Genomic DNA, 22486 nt, shown 5'->3' with positions numbered 1-22486 from the left:
TACAATGAAACAAAATATTTTAAAGATTCACCCTAATGATAACGTACTGGTAGCGTTGGTTGACCTGCCCGTAGGTGAGGTGATAACTTATGATGGAGTTACCATAACAACTGTTAACCCAATTGCCGCTAAACATAAAGTTGCCATTAACGATATTAAAGCCGGCGATAGCATTGTTATGTACGGCGTATTGGTAGGCAAAGCGCAGTTTGATATTCCGTCGGGCGGTGTAATAAGCACACAGAATATTAAGCATGCTGCCAACAGCATGTCAGCCGCAAGCAAACATACCGACTGGAACAAGCCTGATGTTAGTGCCTGGGAAAGCCGCACGTTTAACGGCTATCACCGTCCGGATGGTAGTGTGGGTACAGCAAACTACTGGTTGGTTATACCGATGGTGTTTTGCGAAAACCGTAATATAGAGGTGTTGCAGGAGTCATTGATTAAGCCACTAGGCTACGGTCGTAAAAAAACTTACGAAACCAAGGCTCAGCAGTTAATAAGCAAAATTAAAGCTGGTAGCGGTGTTGACGAGATATTGTTTACCGAGATTAACGCAGGCGACGTAGCTTCACAAGAAAGCAAAGTATTTCCTAATGTTGACGGTATAAAGTTTCTGAACCACTCTGGTGGCTGCGGCGGTACCCGCCAGGATGCTGAAGCACTTTGCGGTTTGTTAGCCGGTTACATTACTCATGCTAATTGTGCTGGTGCTACCGTGCTAAGTTTAGGTTGCCAAAATGCACAAGTTAGCATTTTGGAAAACGAAATTCAAAAACGTTCTCCGGGCTTCAAAAAGCCGTTGTATATATTAGATCAGCAAACGATAGGTAAAGAGTCTGACATGATGGAGCAGGCGTTACGTAAAACGCTTGCAGGTTTAATTCAGGCTAACGAGTATACCCGCCAGCCCGCACCATTAAGCAAACTTACTATTGGTTTGGAGTGTGGTGGTTCGGATGGTTTCTCTGGTATTTCAGCAAATCCGGCTATTGGTTATACTTCTGATTTATTGGTTGCTTTGGGTGGCTCGGTTATTTTGGCTGAGTTTCCTGAACTTTGCGGAGTTGAGCAAAACCTTATTGACCGTTGTATTCAGCAGGAAGACGCAGACCGCTTTGTAAACCTTGTACGCACTTACGCGCAACGTGCTGAAGAAGCAGGCTCTGGCTTTGATATGAACCCATCGCCTGGTAACATTAAAGACGGTTTGATTACCGATGCCATTAAATCTGCAGGTGCTGCCAAAAAAGGTGGTACATCACCGGTAGTTGATGTGTTAGATTATCCTGAAAAAGTGGTAAACCCAGGTTTAAACCTGCTTTGCACTCCAGGTAATGATGTTGAAAGCACCACTGCCGAAGTGGGCTCAGGTGCTAACGTTGTATTGTTCACCACAGGTTTAGGAACGCCAACAGGTAACCCAATTGTGCCGGTAGTAAAAATTGCAACCAACACAAACCTGTACAACAAAATGAGCGACATTATTGATCTTAACACAGGTACCATTATTGAAGGCGAAGAGACTATTGAGCAGGCTGGTGCACGTATTTTAGATTATGTAATTCAGGTTGCCAGCGGTGAGGTTGAAGTGTCTGCCGTGCGTCACGGTCAGGACGATTTTATTCCCTGGAAACGCGGCGTGTCTTTATAATTGTAGATCACTATATACCTGAACAAATTTCAGGTTAATATCCTACATAAAACCTCGTGCGTTTGCCACGGGGTTTTATATTTTTAATCACATTTTAATATACATCGGTTAAAAATGTAATACATTTATACAAGCAGTTGCTTAAATCTACCGGCTGTAAGTTTTCTGTTAATGGCAATATAATATAACAAACAGGCAATTACTGATAAGTATCTGTCTGAATTTTTTAATCTCTTTGAAAATGCCATTTATACATCCGGGCTGCATTGAGGCAGCTGTTAGCAATTAACAACAGGATTATAAACCATACACACACTACCATGTATAAAATTGATGCTCACCAGCATTTTTGGAAATTTGATCCGGTAAGAGATAGTTGGATTACCGAGGAAATGGACGTTATACGCCGCGACTTTTTGCCGCAGGATTTGATGCATATACTTATGCATAACCAAATGCAGGGGTGTGTGGCAGTGCAGGCAAGTCAAACCGAAAAAGAAAATCAATTTTTACTTGAGCTGGCAAGCACCACACCATTTGTAAAGGGTGTGGTTGGCTGGGTTGATTTACAGGCCGAAGATGTTGAAGAGCAATTGAAGCATTACGGTAAAATTGACAAAATGGTGGGCTTTCGTCATGTGTTACAAGGCGAGCCACAGCGCGACCTTATGCTTAAGCCCGAGTTTAAACGAGGAATAAGCCTGTTGCACAAATATGGCTTTACCTATGATGTACTCATCTTTGCCGATCAGCTTAAATACACCGCTCAACTAGTAGCCGAGTTTCCAAAACAGCAATTCGTAATTGATCACATTGCCAAACCCGATATCAAAAATAAGCAGGTAGCTGAATGGGAAAAGGACATTCGCGAGGTAGCTAAACATCCTAACGTGTATTGCAAAATATCAGGTATGGTTACCGAGGCTAATTGGTATGACTGGGAAGAAGAAGACTTCAAGCCTTACATGGACGTGGTTTTTGATGCCTTTGGTATCGACCGTTTGATGTTTGGATCAGATTGGCCTGTATGTATGGTTGCCGGTGGTTATAACCGTGTGGTTAAAATGGTAAGACATTATCTTGAGCCTTTCAGCGATATTGATAAGGCTAAGTTTTGGGGTGGCAATGCCATCAAATTTTATAATCTGGAAGTTTAAAACAATAAATGAAAATATTAACCTGTACTACACCCGGCCAGTTTGATTATGGCCAGGCCAATAAACCCGAACTAAAAAAGGATCACGCCATCATCAAAATAAAACGTATAGGCGTGTGCGGAACCGATTTACATGCTTTTAAAGGAACGCAGCCATTTTTTAGCTATCCGCGTATTTTAGGCCACGAGCTTTCGGGCGAGTTAGTGGAGGCTGATGGTGCCTTGGGATTTGAAGCAGGAGAAGCAGTAACTTTTATCCCTTATTTCAACTGTGATCATTGCGTAGCCTGCCGCACCGGTAAGCCTAATTGCTGCTCAAGCATACAGGTTTGTGGCGTACACGCCGATGGTGGTATGGTTGAGTATCTGCAAGTACCATCGTACTCACTAGTACATGGCGAGGGTTTAACTTACGATGAGCTAGCATTGGTTGAGCCATTGGCAATTGGCGCGCATGGCATTCGCCGTGCAGGTATTAACCAGGGCGATTTTGTGCTGGTAATTGGCGCAGGCCCAATTGGTTTAGGTACTATTGAGTTTGCCCGTATTGCAGGCGGCAAGGTAATAGCTATGGATGTAAGTAATGAGCGTTTGCAGTTTTGCAAGGAAAATCTCGGTATTGAATACACCATTAATCCTTTAGATGGCAATGCAGTCGAACAGTTACGCGAAATAACCGGTGGTGATATGGCGTCGGTAGTGGTTGATGCGACTGGCAACCTGAAGGCAATAAATGGTGGTATTGACTACTTGGCACATGGCGGCCGTTATGTACTGATTGGGTTGCAAAAAGAAGCATTTAGCTTTAACCACCCCGATTTTCACAAGCGAGAATCGACCCTGATGAGCAGCCGCAACGCAACACGTCAAGATTTTGAACATGTAATAGCCAGCATGAAAAAAGGCTTGGTAGATCCTAAAACATACATCACTCACCGCGTACAATTTGGCGAGGTAAAAGACAACTTTGAAAGTTGGCTGAATCCAGAAACGGGAGTAATTAAGGCGATGATAGAGGTATAGCCCCACCTAAATCCTCCCGGGAGGGAGGCCTTTTGGAAATGATAGCTGTTTAATTTTTAAATTTAAACAGCAAACCATTAATCCTAAAATAGCGGTGGCCAGCCACAACACCCGGCCGGGAGCTGGCTTGTGGGATGGAAGGGATTGTTTGTGGATAGGCCTTTTTGTTTCTTTTGTGGCTATGACAAAGAAATAGCCTCCGCGGCAATGAGCGGTAGAAAAGTGAAAGGTAAACGAGGGCACAAGTAGCCATCACACAATACCCTCGCTAAATACTTGCGGCAGAAAATAGGAAGCAAATTCACAATGACATATTGTGGTTTGAGATGAACCAATTATAAATGAAGAAAATACTCACCATACTACTCGCACTAACAGCAACCATTGCTTACAGCCAAACCAAACTCGGCCTTACCAATAATAAGCTGAAATCGTACGTTACCTATTTTAATAAAATAGATACGGAAACGGTTAAAAACTACGTAACTAACGATCAGGCTATTGATTGGATGTCGCAAAACGTGCCACTATTTGAGTGCCCCGATTCTACGCTGGAAAAAATATATTACTACCGTTGGTGGGCTATGCGTAAACATTTAAAGCAAACACCCGATGGCTTTGTGTTTACCGAGTTTATTACCCCGGTTAATCACGCAGGCAAGTACAATACGGTGAGCAGTGCTTTAGGTCATCACATTTACGAAGGCCGCTGGTTGCGTAATCAAACCTACATTAACGATTATATAAACTTTTGGCTGTACGTTGATCCTAAAACGCCAAAGCCGCACTTGCGCAACTTTAGCAGCTGGCTGCAAAACGCCGTTTTTAATTACTACCTGGTTAACGGTAATAAGCCAATGGTGCAAAAGCTGTTACCTGTATTAGATGCTGACTACCGGGCTTGGGAAAAAGACAAAAAACTTCCCAATAACATGTTTTGGCAGTTTGATGTAAAAGACGCGATGGAAGAATCAATTAGCGGTGGCCGTAAGGATAAAAACATTCGCCCTACTATTAACAGCTATATGTATGGCAACGCCGTTGCCCTATCAAAAATGGCAGCATTAGTGGGTAACGATACCCTTAAAAAGATTTACGCTGCTAAGGCAATGGAGTTGAAGAAATTGGTGCAGGATACTCTGTGGGATAATAAGGCATCATTCTTCAAAGTAAAACAGGTAGCTAAAAACCAACTGGCTGATGCCCGTGAGGAACTGGGCTATATTCCATGGTATTTTAATTTGCCTGATGATAAGGCTAAGTATGCCGAGCAATGGGAGCAACTGGTAGATGAAAAGGGGTTCAACGCACCTTGGGGTATCACTACAGCCGAGCGTCGTCATCCGGGTTTCCGTACGCATGGTACAGGCCATGGCTGCGAGTGGGATGGTGCCGTATGGCCTTTTGCCACCACCCAAACTTTAAAGGGGTTGTCAAACCTGCTCACCAACTACAAGAATAAGGATGGGATGAGCGCAAACATATTTTATGATGAACTGCATAAATATGCTGCATCGCATCAAAAACGCGGCTTGCCATATTTAGGCGAGTACCAGGATGAAAAAAACGGATACTGGCTTAAAGGCGATAATCCACGCAGCAGCTACTATAACCACTCCGGCTTTGCCGATTTAATTATCAATGACCTTGTTGGCCTCAAACCACGCGAAGACAATAAACTGGAAGTGTACCCGCTGATTCCTCAAGGGCAATGGGACTGGTTCTGTTTGGACAAAGTAAATTATCGCGGGCGTACCATCACCATCCGCTGGGATAAAACCGGTACAAAGTATAATCAAGGACAAGGCTTTGTGATTTACTCGGATGGCAAAGAGATTGCCAAGGGCAAAGAGTTGAAGCATATTATGGTAAAATTGCCGTTACCTGCGCTTACAAGAGATAAAATGATACAATAGCATGAAAAAATGCTATATGAATAACTAACAGGGTACTTATAGCTTTGAACCTGATAAAATGAGCAATTTTTGTTTTTCGTACCCGCGCAAAAATCCTTACATGGGTAAAGCCAGGAAGTAAACAGAGCTCATAAACTTTTAAAACCAATAATAAACTTTTCACCTGTTTGTTAAGCTGGGTTAAAATCAGTTTCAGCGTGGTTGCATAACCACCGGCCATCAGCAGGTAAATCGTTTTTGATAACTTGATATGGTCAAATTATATAACCGCTGTTTTCTTAGCGTCTTAATCGCTTTTTCTTGTTTTGCTAACGCTTACGCTCAAAAGGCAGCTACTAAGTCTATAGCTATTGTTACGCCGGCTGGCGCGCATGTGCGTATTGGCTACGGTGCTGGTCAGTTAGCAAAAGCACTTCAAAAAAGCGGTTACCAAACTAAAATGCTTAAGCAGGCACCTGCATCAGGTGCAAGCATTGTTATCGGTAGGGCGCAGGATGCAGTTGTAAAAAGTGGTCTTGCAAAATTCAGTATCAAAACCATTGGCAAACCCGGTAAAGAGGGTTATACCATTGGTACCGGTAAAAACAGCATGGTTATATCAGGTGCTGATTTTTCGGGCGCTATGTATGGCTGTTTAGAACTGGCCGACCGTATACTTGACCAGGGCAAGCTTCCGTCAAGCATAAACCTTACTGATCAGCCGGAGATGGTAATGCGCGGGGCCTGTGTAGGCGTTCAAAAACCGGTATTGCTCGAAGGCCGCGGCGTTTATGAGTACCCTTATACCCCTAAAAACTTTCCATGGTTTTACGATAAAGCCCTTTGGCTGCGCTACCTCGACTCGCTGGCCGAAAATCGTATGAACGCCCTTTACTTGTGGAACGGTCACCCGTTTGCCTCACTGGTGCGCGTTAAAGAGTACCCATATGCGGTAGAGGTTGACGATGCCACCTTTAAAAAGAACGAAGAGATTTACAAATTTATAACCGACGAGGCCGACAAACGCGGTATATGGGTTATACAAATGTTCTACAATATCATTGTATCAAAGCCCTTTGCCGAAAAAAACAAGCTGGCCACGCAAGATCGTAACCGTCCAATCATTCCCATCATTGCCGATTATACCCGCAAATCAATTGCCGAGTTTGTTAAAAAATACCCGCACGTAGGTTTAATGGTAGCCTTGGGCGAGGCCATGGAAGGTGTTGGTCAGGATGATATTGACTGGTTTACCAAAACCATCATCCCGGGTGTAAAAGACGGATTAAAGGCATTAGGCAAAACCGAAGAGCCGCCTATTGTTTTGCGTGCGCATGATACTGATGCCCCGGCAGTAATGAAAGCTGCGTTGCCGCTTTACAAAAACCTTTATACCGAAGCCAAGTTTAACGGCGAGGCTTTAACCACATATACTCCTCGCGGTCCGTGGGCCGAGTTGCACCGTACCCTGAGCCGTTTGGGCAGCGTACAAATTGAGAACGTACACATTTTGGCTAACCTTGAGCCTTTCCGCTATGGATCGGCCGATTTTATACAAAAGAGCGTGCAGGCTATGCACAACACTTATGAAGCTAACGGTTTACACCTGTATCCGCAGGCATCATACTGGGACTGGCCTTACACTGCCGATAAAGCCGACCCGCGCTTACTGCAAATAGACCGCGACTGGATATGGTACAAAGAATGGGCACGCTACGCCTGGAAATGTAATCGTGACAGGGCCGAAGAAATTAAATACTGGGGCAAGCTACTGGCAGGAATGTACGGTTGTACCCAACAGCAAGGCGAGCAAATACTAAAAGCTTATGAAGAAGCCGGTGAAATATCGCCACAGATATTACGCCGCGTTGGTATTACCGATGGTAACCGCCAAACCATGACTTTGGGTATGCTGATGGCACAATTTACTAACCCCGAAAAGTTTGGCTTGTTTAGCCTGTTGTATAACTCAGAAGCGCCAGAAGGAGAAATACTAAGCGAGTACGCCGAAAAGGAATGGAAACATGAAAAGCATATTGGCGAAACCCCTTTGGATGTAGCTAACAACATCGTGGCTTTCGGAAAGAAATCGGTAGAGGCTATTGAAAAGGCATCGCCGGGTGTAAAAAAGAACAAGGCAGAATTTGATCGCCTTAAAAATGATATGTACATCCACGAGGCCATGGCTAACAGCTACTCGGCTAAAATAAAGGCAGCCATAGCCATTATGCGCTATAAATATACTGACGATGTAGCCGACTTGGAAAAAGCGCTGCCCGATATGGAGGCCAGCTTGAATTACTACCGCCAACTGGTGAAACTTACTAAAGATACTTACCTGTATGCCAATAGTATGCAAACCAAGCAACGTAAAATTCCGGTAAGCGGCAACGACGGTAAAATGAAGACCTGGGTTGAACTGTTGCCAGTTTACGAAAAGGAACTGGCTAACTTTAAGAAGAACATTGATTCGCTAAAATCGCCATCGGCTAAATCAAAAAAAACAGCGCTTACTACGCTTACTAATGCACAGGTTACGGTTACCGGCGGTGCCGAAGGTAGCTACATTATTGGCGAGGGAGCCAAGCCGTTTGCTGATACTAGCGTAGCTATTACTGATTTTGCTAAAGAACTAAAAGGCTTAAAGGCAGTTCAATTAGATAGAGCCAAACAGCGTAAATCAGGCACCAAAATAACCTTTACCAATGCGCAGCCGGTAAAAGTACTGGTAGGCTATTTCAACAAAACGGGCTTCATTAACCCCGACACCTGGCCTTACCACGTGCCATCGCAACTGGAAACCGACGCCAGCGCTAATGACTACGGCCAAGCCGACGTAAAGCTTTCTAACGGACTATTGATCCCTACACAGCCATCAGTCAACATACACACTTTCAGCTTTAAAGCAGGTAACAACACCCTTACTTTAGGTAAAGGTATAGCTGTAATATTAGGCTTCATCCCCGAAAATCAGCCAATCCCGGTATATGACGCCGGCTTAAGCACCACAGGTAATATTAAAGATTTGAGGTGGTTGTTTAATTAATTTGGTGAGTAGTGAGTGGTGAATAGTGAGTGGTTGAGGATGATAAAAAGGTGCGGGAGCGAAGAGTGAGGATTGGGGAATGAAAAGATCGGTAAGCGAAATGCTTAGAGAAGGTTTAGAACCTATGTAAAAGCACTGTCTTAACAATACCTTTTTTCGCGGCATCAGTGTTTTGCGGGTAGCAGAGCCTCACGTAAAAGCACAGCACTAACGTAGCAAATAAACGTAGCCGCAAGTTTTCTTTTTGGTACCTTTTTCTTTTGTATAAAAGAAAAAGTACATCCATAGGCGGGAGTAAGATCACTTTACCGAGCCTAACGGAGCACAACAATGAGTAAAAGCAGAAACCAATGAGAAGAAGATTTATAAAAGCAGTAATAACAACAACGATATTGTTTTTAACAACAATCTGCTTTACAAACCTTTCAGCCCAAACCCTCAAACTCTGGTACAATCAACCCTCCAAAAAATGGACCGACGCCCTACCCATAGGTAACGGCCGGATTGGCGGTATGATATACGGCGCAGCCGATACCGAACGCGTACAATACAACGAACAAACTCTGTGGACCGGCAAACCCCGCGATTACCAACGCGAAGGCGCTTATCAGTACTTAGCTCAGATGCGTCAACTGGTATTTGATGGCAAACAGAAGGAAGCCGAAGCCATAGGCGAGGCGCACTTTATGGGCCGTAAAGTTAACGAGGAAGATTACGATAAGCAGAAAGCCGCGTGGTTTAAACAAGTGAGTGCAGTAAAGGCACCGGCGGCTACTGCGTACAACGATAGTAAGTGGAAAACCATAAACTTACCCACCGAGAAAGGCTGGGAGGTAATACCCGGATTTGAAGGCGTAGACGGTGCCGTTTGGTTCCGCACTACATTTGATTTGCCAGCCGACTGGAAAGGCAAAGACTTAACATTGAGCCTTGGCCGCATGCGCGACATGGATTTTACTTTTGTAAATGGTGAGCAGGTAGGCTCAGTTGATGGCGCCGATTATCGACGGTACACAATCCCTGCAAAGTTGTTGCGGGCAGGCAAAAACCAGATAGCCGTACAGGTAATTAATTACTGGGATAAAGGAGGTTTAACGAGTAATCCGCGCGAAATGGCAATTTATCCGATGGGGTTAACGCCAACTGAATTAAAAGGGGCTGCTGCCACTACAACACCCAAAGACATGGCCGTTGACCAAAAAACGGGTGAAAAATTCAAAGTAGTAAGGTTAGACGGGTCATGGAAATATTGGATACAAGACAACCAGCCACCGCAATTTCCGCGTTATAATGCCGATTATCAACCCTTTGCCGACCTGTTTTTGCAAATGACCAAAACCGGCTCCATAATCAATTACAAACGCGACCTTGATATTAGCAATGCCACGGCACACGTTACTTATAACGAAGCTGGCGTAAACTACACCCGCGAGTACATAGCCAGCAATCCCGACCAGGTAATGGCTGTGCATATCACGGCCGATAAACCGGGAAAGATATCGTTTACAGCTTTGCTGCATACAATGCACCAATCAGTAACTATACGTAAAGTTGACGCGCATACTTTGGCACTATCGTTCAAGGTGCGCAACGGTGCTTTACGCGGCGTAAGCTATTTATATGCCGATGCTAAAGGCGGCAAACTAACTGTTACTAACACCGGTATCAGCATTAGTGGCGCTAACGAGGCTACGTTATATTTAACCGCCGCTACCAACTTCAAAACTTATAAAGATGTATCTGGCAATCCGGAGGCCATTTGTGCTAAGCAGATAGCCGCTGTTCGTGCTAAAACTTATGCGGCGGTAAAAGCTGCCCATATTGCCGACTACCAAAAATACTTTAACACTTTTGCAGTTACATTTGGTAATGGCGTTAATGATGCCTTGCCAACTGATGAGCGCATTCTAAAATACAACAGCACCGTTGACCCTGGCTTGGTAAGCCTGTTTATGCAGTACAGCCGTTATCTTTTGATTTCCAGCTCAAGGCCTGGAAGTAAAGTTCCTGCTAACCTGCAAGGTTTATGGAACGATTTGCTCACGCCGCCATGGGGCAGTAAGTTTACCACCAACATTAACCTGCAAATGAATTATTGGGGAGCCGAAATGCTAAATTTGTCGGGCTTAACACAGCCACTTTTCAGCATGGTTGATGACCTGATGCAGACGGGCAAGGCAACCGCCAAAGCGCACTACAATACCCCCGGCTGGGTACTGCACCACAATACCGATTTATGGCGCGGAGCAGCCCCGGTAAACGCTGCCAATCATGGAATATGGACAACCGGTGCTGCCTGGATAAGTGAGAGCTTATGGGAGCACTACCAGTTCACACAGGACAAAGGCTTTTTGCAAAGCCAAGCTTACCCGGCCATGAAAGGCGCTGCCGAATTCTTTGTAGCCAATTTGGTCAAAGACCCTGCAACGGGCTATCTCATGAGTACCCCATCAAACTCCCCTGAGCATGGTGGTTTAGTGGCCGGTCCAACAATGGACCATCAAATTATACGTGAGTTATTCAAGAATACCATTGCGGCAGCCAAAGTATTAGGCACCGATGCTGACTTCAGCAAAACACTTCAAGAGAAATATAACCAAATAGCGCCTAATAAAATAGGCAAGTTCGGCCAGTTGCAGGAGTGGATGCAGGATAAGGATGATACCACTGACACTCACCGACACGTATCGCACATGTGGGGTATACATCCGGGCACCGAAATTTCTGCAGCTACCCCTGATCTATTAAATGCTGCTAAAAAATCGATGCATTACCGTGGCGACGATGGCACTGGCTGGAGCATTGCCTGGAAAATAAACCTATGGGCACGTATGCGCGACGGTGACCACTCGTACCTCATGCTCACCAAACTGCTTTCACCTGCCGATGCCGTGCCTAACCACGAGAAAGGCGGCGTATACCATAATCTGTTTGATGCGCACCCGCCGTTCCAGATAGATGGCAACTTTGGCGGCGCTGCAGGTATTGGCGAAATGATATTGCAAAGTCAGTTCGGTACGCTCGATATACTGCCCGCCCTGCCCAAAGCCCTGCCCAATGGCGAGGTTAAAGGCATCTGCGCCCGAGGCGGTTTCGTGCTCAACATTAAATGGCAAAACGGCGCACTGCAGCAGGTTGATATTACTTCTGAAGCTGGTAAGCCTTGCGTAGTAAACTACAACAACAAGCAAATTAAATTTTATACAGAGAAAGGTAAAACTTACAAGCTAAGTGGTTCTCTACAGGAAATATAATATGGCGTTTAGAACACACCCTTTCATTCAAACAGAAAATATAAGTACAACCAAAAGTTCTCGCCCTCGAGAGGGGAAAACGCGGCCTACAAATTTTGCACAGGTGGTTGTCAGGGGTGTGTCCATAGCCATGTTGCTTATTGTGATACTGGTAAACAACAGCTCCGCCCAAACCAACCCTCGCCAGGATATCCTCCTCAACAGTGGCTGGCAAACGGTGGCACACGATACCCAAGCCAATGCCTACAACGGCTTCGAGCAATCAAACTATAAAACAACTAATTGGCAAGCCGTAACCGTACCGCACAACTGGGATGGCTACGAGGGCTACCGCAGGCTGAAACACGGCAACCGCCATGGCTATGCCTGGTACCGCAAAACATTTACCGCAAAGCAGTTAAAGGCAGGTCAGCGTTATTTTCTATGGTTTGAAGGGGTAAGTTCGTATGCAACGGTTTATCTCAATGGTAAAAAAGTAGGCTATCATGCTGGTGGGCGCACATCCTTTACCTTGGATGTTACCAACGCTATCAAACTGAACCAGCCTAATTTACTGGCCGTAAAAGCCGACCATCCAGCCAATATTCAAAACCTACCCTGGGTATGCGGTGGCTGCTCAGATGAAGTTGGTTTTTCAGAAGGTTCGCAACCAATGGGTATTTTTCGTCCGGTACACCTGATCGCTACTAACCCGGTGCGCATTCAGCCTTTTGGTGTGTATGTATGGAACGATACTACCGTAACTGAAAGATCAGCCACGCTGCATTTAGAAACCGAGCTTAAAAACTACGGCAGCAAATTGGCATCGGTGCAAATCATTAACCGCCTAACCGATGCCGCAGGCAAGCAGGTTGCCCTTGCACAATCAACCCTCAACCTGTCATCAACTAAAGAGCAAACCCTTAAACAGGATTTTAAGGATATAAAAAATGTACGGTTATGGTCAGACAAAGACCCATACCTCTACACTCTGCATACACAAATCATTCAAAACGGAAAGGTAATTGACGAATTACAAACTCCCTATGGCATCCGATGGATAAAATGGGGGATGGGCGTTAATGGCGATAACCGCTTTTACATCAACGGCAAGCCGGTGTTCATCAACGGCATGGGCGAGTACGAGCATTTGATGGGCAAGAGCCATGCTTTCAGTAATGAAGAAATTAAGGCCCGGGTAATGCAATTGAATGCCTCCGGTTTCAATGGTTTCCGCGATGCACACCAGCCGCATAACCTCGAGTATCAAAAATATTGGGACAAACAGGGTACCATTTGGTGGCCGCAGTTTTCGGCGCATATTTGGTATGATACCCACGAGTTCAAAGAGAATTATAAGGCCTTGATTGTTGAGTGGATCAAGGAGCGCAGGAATAGTCCGTCGGCTATGCTGTGGGGCTTGGAGAATGAAAGCAAACTTCCTGAAGCTTTTGCCCGTGAGTGTACCGAGCTCATACGTTCTTTAGATCATACTGCATCATCGCAACGTAAGGTAACTACCTGTAACGGTGGCAAAGGAACCGATTGGGACGTGCCGCAAAACTGGACGGGTACCTACGGCGGTAGCCCGCTCACCTACGGTGAAGATTTGAAGCGCCAGGTTTTAGTAGGCGAATACGGCGCATGGCGCAGCCTCGAACTGCATACCGAAGGCCCGTTTAACGCCAGCGGCCCATTAAGTGAAGACCGCATGGCCCAGATGATGGAAACCAAAGTACGCCTGGCCGATTCTGTTAAAAACGAGGTGGCAGGGCATTACCATTGGATATTTTATTCGCACGAAAACCCCGGCCGTATACAAGGCGGCGAAGGTTTGCGCGAATTGGATAGGGTAGGTCCTATTAATTATAAAGGCCTGTTTACACCGTGGGGGCAACCGCTAGATGTGTTCTACATGTTCCGCTCCAACTATGCACCAAAAAATAAGCAGCCGATGGTGTATATTGTATCGCACACATGGCCAAACCGCTGGTTAAAGCCCGGCAAAAAGGACAGCATTAGCGTATACTCCAATTGCGATGAGGTGGAACTATTTAACGATGTAAAAACCGTATCTCTTGGCAAACACAAACGCGGAAAAACAGGCACACATTTTCAATGGGATGGAGCTAATATTCAGTACAACGTACTTTATGCCGTTGGTTACGTAAACGGTAAAGTTGTGGCTGAGGATTACATCGTGCTTAATCATCTGCCTAAAGCGCCTCAATTAAGTCAGTTGTCGGCTGTCGGAAGGCAGATGCCCGGCAATGTAAGTAAGACAACTGGCAACCAGCCTCCTGCCTCTGACCTCACAAAACCGTCCTCAAGCCAAAAATACCTGTACCGCGTAAACTGTGGCGGAGCCGAATACAAGGACAGCCATGGCAATATCTGGCTGGCCGACAAGCACCTGTCAAATCCCCAATCTTGGGGTTCAACCTCGTGGACGGATGATTTTAAGGGCATGCCTGATTTTTTTGCCAGTCAGCAACGCACGTTCGATTTAATAAAAGGCACTAATGATGGCACGTTATTTCAAACCTTCCGTTACGGCATGGATAAGCTTAAATACGACTTTCCGCTGCCTGATGGAAAGTACCAGGTTGAACTGTACTTTAACGAACCATGGTACGGCATAGGCGGTGGTATAGACTGCAAAGGCTGGCGCTTGTTTGATGTAGCGCTAAACGGAAAAACGGTAATTAACAACCTGGATATATGGAAAGAAGCAGGCGTTAACCATGCACTTAAAAAAACACTTACCGCGCAAGTATCTGGCGGAAAACTGACCATCAGCTTTCCGAATGTTGCTGCTGGAGAGGCTATAATTTCGGCTATTGCTATCAGCACGGCAAACCAGCAAGTGAAGGTGCCGCAGTATTCAACTCTGGGACTTATTACCAACTTGAAAGTTCCGGCTAACTGGTCGGCTAAATCATGGTTGGATTTGGGTGATAGGCTTTACGCCGACAATGCGAATGTTATTGTTAACGAATTGCCTTCCACTTTATTTGGCGCCGAATGGCTGCAGACATCGGCCAATTCGGGCAGCGCTATATTCAGCATGAGTGAGGATGGTAGCGTGTACGTAGGCATAAATGCCACAGCCGGTAATCGCCCCGAGTGGTTGAAAGGGTATGAAGTAAGCGGCTTGAAAATTCAAACGGATGCAAGTAACGGTGCGACGCTTAACCTGTATCGCAAAGCGTATAAAAAAGGTGAAACAGTTAATTTGGGAGCTAATGTTGGTACGCAAATGTATACCGTTGCAGTGTTACCTAACGTTACCCTTGCACCTGCTACCGACTTACGCAAAACTATTACCTATCGTGCCGATGATGCCTTAGCGCAAGGCAACGGGGCGGTTAAAGATACCCTGAGCGGTCGCAAGGTTATCCGCTTTACCCAGCCTGTGGGCGGTACAGCAACTTTTGCCATTACCCCCGGTGTGGGCGATGTGTATGCGCTCCGCATTAAATACTACAACTTTACAGACAGGCCACTCACCGGAAAGATGACGCTGCTAGCCGAGGATGGCACCGTAATGAAAGAAGAGGATGTAACCTTTGGTGTTGTTAAAAAAGGTAAATCAGGAACCCATGCTACTACTACGGGTACCAGTATAAATGCAGGTAATTACCGTGTGGTAATTACGGGTGTTGATGCTAAAGACCTCAACCTGTCGGGCGTTGAAATGCAATAAAAATGAAGATCAAGAAATTATATATATGGCTTTTGTTACTGCCGGTACAGGTTTTTGCGCAGGCACTAAAGGTTGCTAACCTACAGTGTGAATACAAGGCTGCGCCGCAGGGGGTAGAGGCAGCTTCACCAAAACTGAGCTGGCAATTGCAAAGTGCCGGACACAATATTATTCAAACCTCATACCGAGTTCTGGTGGCCGATAATATCCAAGCACTGGCTAAAAACACAGGTAACGTTTGGGATTCGAAAAAGGTAAGTTCATCTGCATCTATTCAAGTGTTGTATAGTGGCAAGCCACTGCAAGCCGCCAAGACTTATTACTGGAAGGTGATGGTTTGGGATAATCAGCAGCATACCTCGGCCTGGAGCAAACCCGCCGAGTGGCAAATGGGGCTGTTAACCAAAGCCGATTGGAAAGGCGCGCAATGGATAGGTTATGACAGGTTGCCCGATTCGTCGCATATTACTCCACTTATTCACCTACGTGGGCCTAAAAAGTTAGGCTTAGCCAATGATGTATTGCCTTTGCTACGCAAAACGGTCACCATTAAAAAGCCTGTCAAAAAGGCTACTATGTACATAAGCGGCTTAGGTCATTTTGAGCTGAGCGTAAACGGCACTAAAACCGGCGATCACTTCCTTGATCCGGGATGGACAGGTTATGATAAACAAGCCTTGTACGTACCGCTTGATGTAACCAAACAACTCAAGCAAGGTGAAAATGCCATTGGCGTAATGCTGGGCAACGGGTTCTTTTTTATTCCGCGCGACGTGCGCTACCGCAAGTTGACCGGCGCTTATGGCTATCCTAAAATGATATGCCGTTTAGTTACCGAATATACCGACGGTAGAACCGAAAGCGTAGTAAGCGACCAAACCTGGAAAACCGCACCGGGGCCAATTACCTATACCAGCATTTACGGAGGCGAAGATTATAACGCCAATTTAGAGCAGGCGGGCTGGAACAAACCCGGCTTTAACGATGCCGCCTGGAAAAAGGCAATTGTAGTTGATGGTATCCCGCAGTTAGATGCACAAATAGCAGAGCCGTTAAAAGTGTTTGAACAACTCACGGCAAAAAGCATCAAAAATTTGGGCGAAGGTGTTACCGGGCAGTACAGTAAACCCAAGGACAGCACCATGAAGCAAAAGGTGATGCGCAGCCGGTACTTATATGATTTTGGACAAAACCTATCCGGCATATTTGAGCTGAAGGTTAAAGGCAAAAAGGGCGATACCGTACGCATTTACCCTGCCGAATTATTGGCTGCTGAAGGAACCATTAATCAAAAAGGTTCGGGCAACCCGCATTATTATGATTATGTGCTGAAAGGGAGTGGCGAGGAAGCTTGGCAACCACGTTTTACTTATTACGGGTTCAGATACATACAGGTTGAAAATGCCGTCGCGCAAGGTGAGGTTAATCCGCATCAATTACCTGTGGTAATAGGGTTAAAAAGCTTGCATACGCGTAATGCTGCTCCAGTTGTAGGTGAGTTTTCATGCTCGAACGAGTTGTTCAACAAAACTTTCACGCTTATCGACTGGTCGATAAAAAGCAATATGGCCAGTGTGTTTACCGATTGTCCGCACCGCGAAAAGCTAGGCTGGCTGGAGGAAGCGCACCTGGTAGGTGGTTCGATACGATACATTTATGATATAGCCAACCTAAGCCGCAAGTGCATCAACGATATGAAGGTGGCACAGACGGCAGATGGCTTAGTGCCCGAAATTGCCCCCGAGTTCACCAACTTTGGCGGCATTTTCCGAGATTCGCCGGAGTGGGGGAGTAACTCCATTATTTTGCCGTGGTACGTTTACCAATGGTATGGCGACAAAAAGGTACTGGCTGATAGCTACAGCATGATGCAGCGTTACCTCGCCTATTTGGCAGGTATGGCAAAAGAGAATATCCTGAGTCAGGGTTTAGGGGATTGGTATGACTTAGGCCCCAAATCCCCCGGCTTGTCGCAAAATACCCCTCAGGGCATCACGGCCACGGCCATTTACTATTACGATTTAAACATTGTAAGCCAGATCGCCCGTATGCTGGGCAAACCTGCCGATGCAGCTAAATATGAAAAACTGGCTATTGAGGTAAGAAAGGCATTCAATCAAAAGTTCTTCAACCAACAAACCAAACAGTACGGTACCGGCAGCCAAACGGCCAATGCCATGGCGGTATACTTTGATTTGGTTGAAGCGAAGGATAAACAAGCCGTAATTGCCAATATTGTAAAAGAAATTAAAGACCATAACAATGCGCTTACCGCAGGTGATATTGGTTACCGTTACCTGCTGCGCGTGCTGGATGATGCCGGCCGCTCGGACGTGATTTTTGAAATGAACAACCGCTCCGACGTGCCCGGCTACGGTTACCAACTGGCCAGAGGTGCCACAGCACTCACCGAATCATGGCAGGCACTGCCGGGTGTGTCTAACAACCACCTCATGCTGGGCCACATCATGGAATGGTTTTATAGCGGGCTTGCTGGTATAAAACAGCCCGATAACGTTAATGGCGTTGGTTTCAGGTCTATTGATATTAGGCCCGAGCCAGTTGGCGATGTCACATCGGCACAAGCCAAAACACAATCGCCTTATGGTATCATCAGCACAAAATGGAATAAAAAAGGCGGCACTTTTGTACTGGATGTTGAGATACCGGCCAACAGCCGCGCAACGGTTTACCTGCCAGTTGCCAAAACCGCCAAACTGAGCATGAACGGCAAGGCAGTACAGGCCACAGGGTATGAAAATGGCAAGGCAATAATGAAAGTGGGTTCGGGTGCTTATCATCTTGAAGCTAAGTAGGATTACTAACTATATGTGATTTTTTGAAGGATAAAGTTGAACATGAAATACAAAAACATAGGTTTAATGCTGGTTATGCTGTCATTGGCAGCTAGTACGGTTTGGGCGCAAAAGGCAAAGAAGGAAGTGCCCGAAAGCGTAATGAACGACATTTACGAAAAAATAAAAACACCTCATAAATACGGTTTGGCGCTGGTTCCGGTAGAGAATAGCAAGAAAATGGATTGCCCTACTGTGTTTCGTAAAAATGGGCAGTGGTATATGAGTTACATTATTTTTGATGGACGTGGTTACGAAACGTGGCTGGCTACCAGTGCCGACCTGCTCAATTGGAAAACTACCGGGCGCATCATGTCTTTTACCGATACTACCGATTGGGACAGTAATCAAAAAGCGGGCTATGTAGGCTTGCAAGACCCAAAATGGGGCGGCAGCTACGAACTGCAAAAGTATGATAACAAGTATTGGATGTCGTACTTTGGCGGTAACAGTACCGGTTACGAAAAGGGATTGCTATCCATAAACATGGCCTATACCGAAAAAGATCCTATGGTGGTACACGAGTGGAGCCGTTTGCCAAAACCGGTGTTAATGTCAATCGATAGCAATGTGCAATGGTGGGATAACCACACTATGTATAAAGAAACTGTGCTTTGGGATAAAAAGAAATCGTTAGGACATCCGTTTATTATGTATTACAACGCCAACGGCGACAGTGTAAATAAAAAACGCGGTGCCGAGCGCATCGGCATGGCTTTTTCAGACGATTTGAAAACCTGGACCCGCTATAAGAACAACCCACTGTTAGACCACAATATTGGCATTACAGGCGACCCATACTTGCAAAAAATAGGCGATGTTTGGGTAATGTTCTACTTTGGTGCGTTTTGGAAAGATAAAGGCGGAGCATTTAACAGTTTTGCCTGCTCGTATGATTTAGAAAACTGGACTGAATGGAAAGGCGACGACCTGGTGAAATCTACGGAGCCTTATGATAATATGTTTGCGCATAAATCATGTGTAGTGAAATGGAAAGGTGTAGTTTACCACTTTTACTGTGCTGTAAATAAGGCCGACCAGCGTGGTATTGCCGTTGCTACATCAAAAGATATGGGCAAAAGCAAGCTTAATTTTGTAGCTCCGCCGCCATCAAAGGCTAAAAAGAGTTAATGCAGCTTGCGTTAGGGATAGCAGCGTAAAGCCCGTAGTGCAGCATAGCGAAACGAGGACTTGCAGCGAATAGCCCGGGCCGTAGGCAACGCCTATGTACTAGTAATTGAGTTATTAAGTTGATTTGTTGAGGAGTTGTATCAAGTTTTAGTATTACAACCAAATAATAAAATATACCCATGCGGAAAAAGTTTCTAAGTGTATTAACGATATTGATGATAAGCCTGTTAGCTGCCTATGCGCAGCCGGGGCGTAAGGTAGAGAGCTTTAACACCAACTGGAAATTTTATTTAGGCGACGAAGGCGATGCCAAAAATTTGGCTTATAACGATGGGGAGTGGCGTCAGCTTACGTTGCCTCACGACTGGAGCATTGAAGGTAAGTTTGACGAAAAGAACCCTACCGGCCAGGCTGGTGGTGGTTTGCCTGCTGGCATAGGCTGGTACCGCAAAACGTTCACCATACCGCAAACTGCGCAGGGTAAAAATGTTTTCATAGATTTTGACGGGGTATACTGCAATAGTGAGGTTTGGATTAACGGCCACTCGCTGGGTAAACGACCTAACGGTTATATTTCGTTTCAGTATGATTTAACGCCTTATTTGAACTACGGCGCTCAAAAAAATATAATTGCGGTGAAGGTTGATAACTCAGCACAGCCTAATTCGCGCTGGTATACGGGATCGGGTATTTACCGTAATGTATGGTTAACCACAACATCAAAATCATACATACCGCAGTGGGGAACGTTTGTAACAGCGAAAGTTAATACTGCCAATGCCATTGTGAGCATGCAAACACAGGTGGTGGTTAATCAAAAAGGCTTGCATTTAAAAGCATCGGTGCTTACACCGTCAGGCCAGTTGGTTAACTCAATAACCACTGCATTAGAAGGAAATGATAGTTTAACTACGGTTAATCAAAACATAGTAGTTGGCCAGCCTAAGTTATGGTCGGTTAATAATCCGTACCTGTACAAAGTGGTTTTCCAGGTGTTGGCCGGTAAGCAGGTAATTGATAAGTATGTTACGCCAATTGGTATTCGCAGCTTTAATTTTGATGCAGATAAAGGCTTTTCGCTCAATGGCGAGCGTATGAAAATAAAGGGCGTTTGTATGCACCATGATTTGGGTGCGTTAGGTGCTGCTATAAATGCGCGTGCTATGGAGCGGCAGTTGGAAATACTAAAAGCAATGGGCTGTAACGCTATCCGTACCTCACATAACCCGCCTGCGCCAGAATACTTAGACCTGTGCGACCGGATGGGCTTTATAGTGATGGATGAGGCGTTTGATATGTGGGCCAAGAAAAAAAACAAGCAGGATTATTACCAGTATTTCCCGGCTTGGCACAAGCGCGATCTGGAAGACCAGGTTAAACGCGACCGTAACCACCCATCGGTAATGATGTGGAGCATTGGTAACGAGATACGCGAACAGTTTGACAGCACAGGCATCACTCTTACCCGCGAACTGGTTAAAATTGTTAAAGATCTGGACACAACCCGCCCGGTTACTACCGCATTAAGCGAGGCCGATGGTAAAAAGAATTTCCTGTACAAATCGGGTGCTTTAGATCTGTTAGGCTTTAACTATCACCCCGAAACCTATGCCGATTTTCCTAAGAATTACCCAGGCGAAAAGTTTATAGCGGCCGAAACTATTTCGGGCTATGCTACGCGTGGATATTATGATACCCCAACCGATAGTACACGCCACTGGCCAACCAGTTCAAAAGCTAAGTTTACCCAGGGTAACAGTCAGTTTGCCGTGCCTGCTTACGATAACGTAGCTGCCTACTGGGGTTCGACCCATGAGGAAACGTGGAAGCTGATTAAAAAATATGATTACTTGTCGGGCGAATTTGTATGGTCGGGGTTCGATTTTATTGGCGAGCCTGTGCCTTATCCTTGGCCGGCCCGCAGTTCGTATTATGGTATTATTGATTTGGCTGGCTTCCCTAAGGATGTATACTACATGTACCAAAGTGAGTGGACCGACAAGCCGGTACTGCATTTATTACCACACTGGAATTGGGAAGCTGGTAAAACTGTAGACGTGTGGGCATACTACAATAATGCCGATGAGGTAGAACTCTTCCTGAACGGCCGCTCATTAGGAACCCGCAGCAAGCAAGGCGAAGAGTTGCACATAGTTTGGAAGGTGCCTTTTGAGCCGGGCGTATTGAAAGCAGTATCGCGCAAGGATGGTAAAGTAGTACTTACAGAAGAAAAGCATACCGCAGGTAAACCCGCTAAAATTGAATTGGTGGCCGACCGTAAGCTCATTAAATCTGACGGTAAAGACCTGTCGTTTATTACCGTGCGCGTTTTGGATGCCGCAGGCAATATAGTACCTGATGCAGATAACCTGGTGAATTTTACTATAAAAGGTAAGGGGATTTTGGCCGGTGTTGATAATGGTGCGCAGGCCAGTATGGAATCTTTTAAAGAACCGCAACGTAAGGCGTTTCATGGGCTTTGTTTGGCTATAGTACAAGCCAGCAAAAGCGCCGGGTTGCTTACCGTAACGGCACAATCAGAAGGCTTGCTGCCTGCCACGGTTGTAATCAGAGTAAAGTAGTTACCATCCAGCCCTCCCCGAAAAGGAGGGCTTATAATTGGTAAAAAGCTTAATCTCACATTTCCAAAGTTACCCCTCCCTGGGAGATTTAGCAGGGGCTGGATAATATGCTATAACATGAAGCGAAAATGTTATAGAACAAGCTGTGTAGTATCTGATAGTTTTGTTTTTAAGGCATTGGCATTCCTGGCCAGCCGACCAA

10 protein-coding genes are annotated in these 22486 nt (G+C 45.6%); all 10 read left to right on the top strand.

All coding sequences use genetic code 11. The features are described 5' to 3' along the window. Positions 1-4 precede the first annotated feature (4 nt). The 10 genes from GO816_RS03000 to galB all read left to right on the top strand — a co-directional run bounded on the left by GO816_RS03000 (position 5) and on the right by galB (position 22284). The gene (locus tag GO816_RS03000) at positions 5-1657 is read left to right on the top strand and encodes a UxaA family hydrolase (protein WP_157539858.1); all 1653 of its coding nucleotides are present in this window, start codon (positions 5-7) and stop codon (positions 1655-1657) included. A 320-nt stretch (positions 1658-1977) separates the two neighbouring features. After that, on the top strand, positions 1978-2814 hold the full coding sequence (locus GO816_RS02995) for an amidohydrolase family protein (protein WP_157539857.1): 837 nt from the start codon (positions 1978-1980) through the stop codon (positions 2812-2814). Positions 2815-2822: 8 nt separating this feature from the next. After that, positions 2823-3836 (top strand): zinc-binding alcohol dehydrogenase family protein, encoded by a 1014-nt coding sequence (locus GO816_RS02990; RefSeq protein WP_157539856.1) that lies wholly within the window; start codon positions 2823-2825, stop codon positions 3834-3836. 341 nt (positions 3837-4177) lie between these two features. Then, entirely contained in the window at positions 4178-5752 is a 1575-nt protein-coding gene (locus GO816_RS02985) for an MGH1-like glycoside hydrolase domain-containing protein (RefSeq protein ID WP_157539855.1), read from the top strand. A gap of 250 nt (positions 5753-6002) precedes the next feature. Then, positions 6003-8777, top strand: a complete 2775-nt coding sequence (locus tag GO816_RS02980; RefSeq protein ID WP_157539854.1) for an alpha-d-galacturonidase — start codon at positions 6003-6005, stop codon at positions 8775-8777. Positions 8778-9127: 350 nt separating this feature from the next. Continuing rightward, entirely contained in the window at positions 9128-12031 is a 2904-nt protein-coding gene (locus tag GO816_RS02975) for a glycoside hydrolase family 95 protein (protein ID WP_157539853.1), read from the top strand. A gap of 1 nt (position 12032) precedes the next feature. After that, positions 12033-15716 carry a malectin domain-containing carbohydrate-binding protein gene (locus tag GO816_RS02970; protein ID WP_232336473.1) on the top strand — a complete coding sequence of 1228 codons (3684 nt, stop codon included), beginning with the start codon at positions 12033-12035 and terminating at the stop codon, positions 15714-15716. Between the two features lie 2 nt (positions 15717-15718). Next, the gene (locus GO816_RS02965; protein WP_157539852.1) at positions 15719-18532 is read left to right on the top strand and encodes a family 78 glycoside hydrolase catalytic domain; all 2814 of its coding nucleotides are present in this window, start codon (positions 15719-15721) and stop codon (positions 18530-18532) included. A 42-nt stretch (positions 18533-18574) separates the two neighbouring features. Beyond that, positions 18575-19702: a glycoside hydrolase family protein gene (locus GO816_RS02960; protein WP_198171402.1), complete on the top strand. Its 1128-nt coding sequence runs from the start codon at positions 18575-18577 to the stop codon at positions 19700-19702. Between the two features lie 179 nt (positions 19703-19881). Beyond that, complete coding sequence (gene galB / locus GO816_RS02955) at positions 19882-22284, top strand: beta-galactosidase GalB (RefSeq protein ID WP_157539851.1); 2403 nt, start codon at positions 19882-19884, stop codon at positions 22282-22284. Positions 22285-22486: the final 202 nt, after the last annotated feature.

The sequence above is a fragment of the Mucilaginibacter aquatilis genome (assembly GCF_009755275.1).
In the GTDB taxonomy this organism is placed as follows: domain Bacteria; phylum Bacteroidota; class Bacteroidia; order Sphingobacteriales; family Sphingobacteriaceae; genus Mucilaginibacter; species Mucilaginibacter aquatilis.
This window is presented reverse-complemented; position numbering and strand designations above follow the sequence as displayed.

Coding starts and splice junctions, on each gene's coding strand:
- GO816_RS03000 (WP_157539858.1), top strand. CDS start 5: ATGAAACAAAATATTTTAAAGATTCACCCTAATGATAACGTACTGGTA.
- GO816_RS02995 (WP_157539857.1), top strand. CDS start 1,978: ATGTATAAAATTGATGCTCACCAGCATTTTTGGAAATTTGATCCGGTA.
- GO816_RS02990 (WP_157539856.1), top strand. CDS start 2,823: ATGAAAATATTAACCTGTACTACACCCGGCCAGTTTGATTATGGCCAG.
- GO816_RS02985 (WP_157539855.1), top strand. CDS start 4,178: ATGAAGAAAATACTCACCATACTACTCGCACTAACAGCAACCATTGCT.
- GO816_RS02980 (WP_157539854.1), top strand. CDS start 6,003: ATGGTCAAATTATATAACCGCTGTTTTCTTAGCGTCTTAATCGCTTTT.
- GO816_RS02975 (WP_157539853.1), top strand. CDS start 9,128: ATGAGAAGAAGATTTATAAAAGCAGTAATAACAACAACGATATTGTTT.
- GO816_RS02970 (WP_232336473.1), top strand. CDS start 12,033: ATGGCGTTTAGAACACACCCTTTCATTCAAACAGAAAATATAAGTACA.
- GO816_RS02965 (WP_157539852.1), top strand. CDS start 15,719: ATGAAGATCAAGAAATTATATATATGGCTTTTGTTACTGCCGGTACAG.
- GO816_RS02960 (WP_198171402.1), top strand. CDS start 18,575: ATGAAATACAAAAACATAGGTTTAATGCTGGTTATGCTGTCATTGGCA.
- galB (WP_157539851.1), top strand. CDS start 19,882: ATGCGGAAAAAGTTTCTAAGTGTATTAACGATATTGATGATAAGCCTG.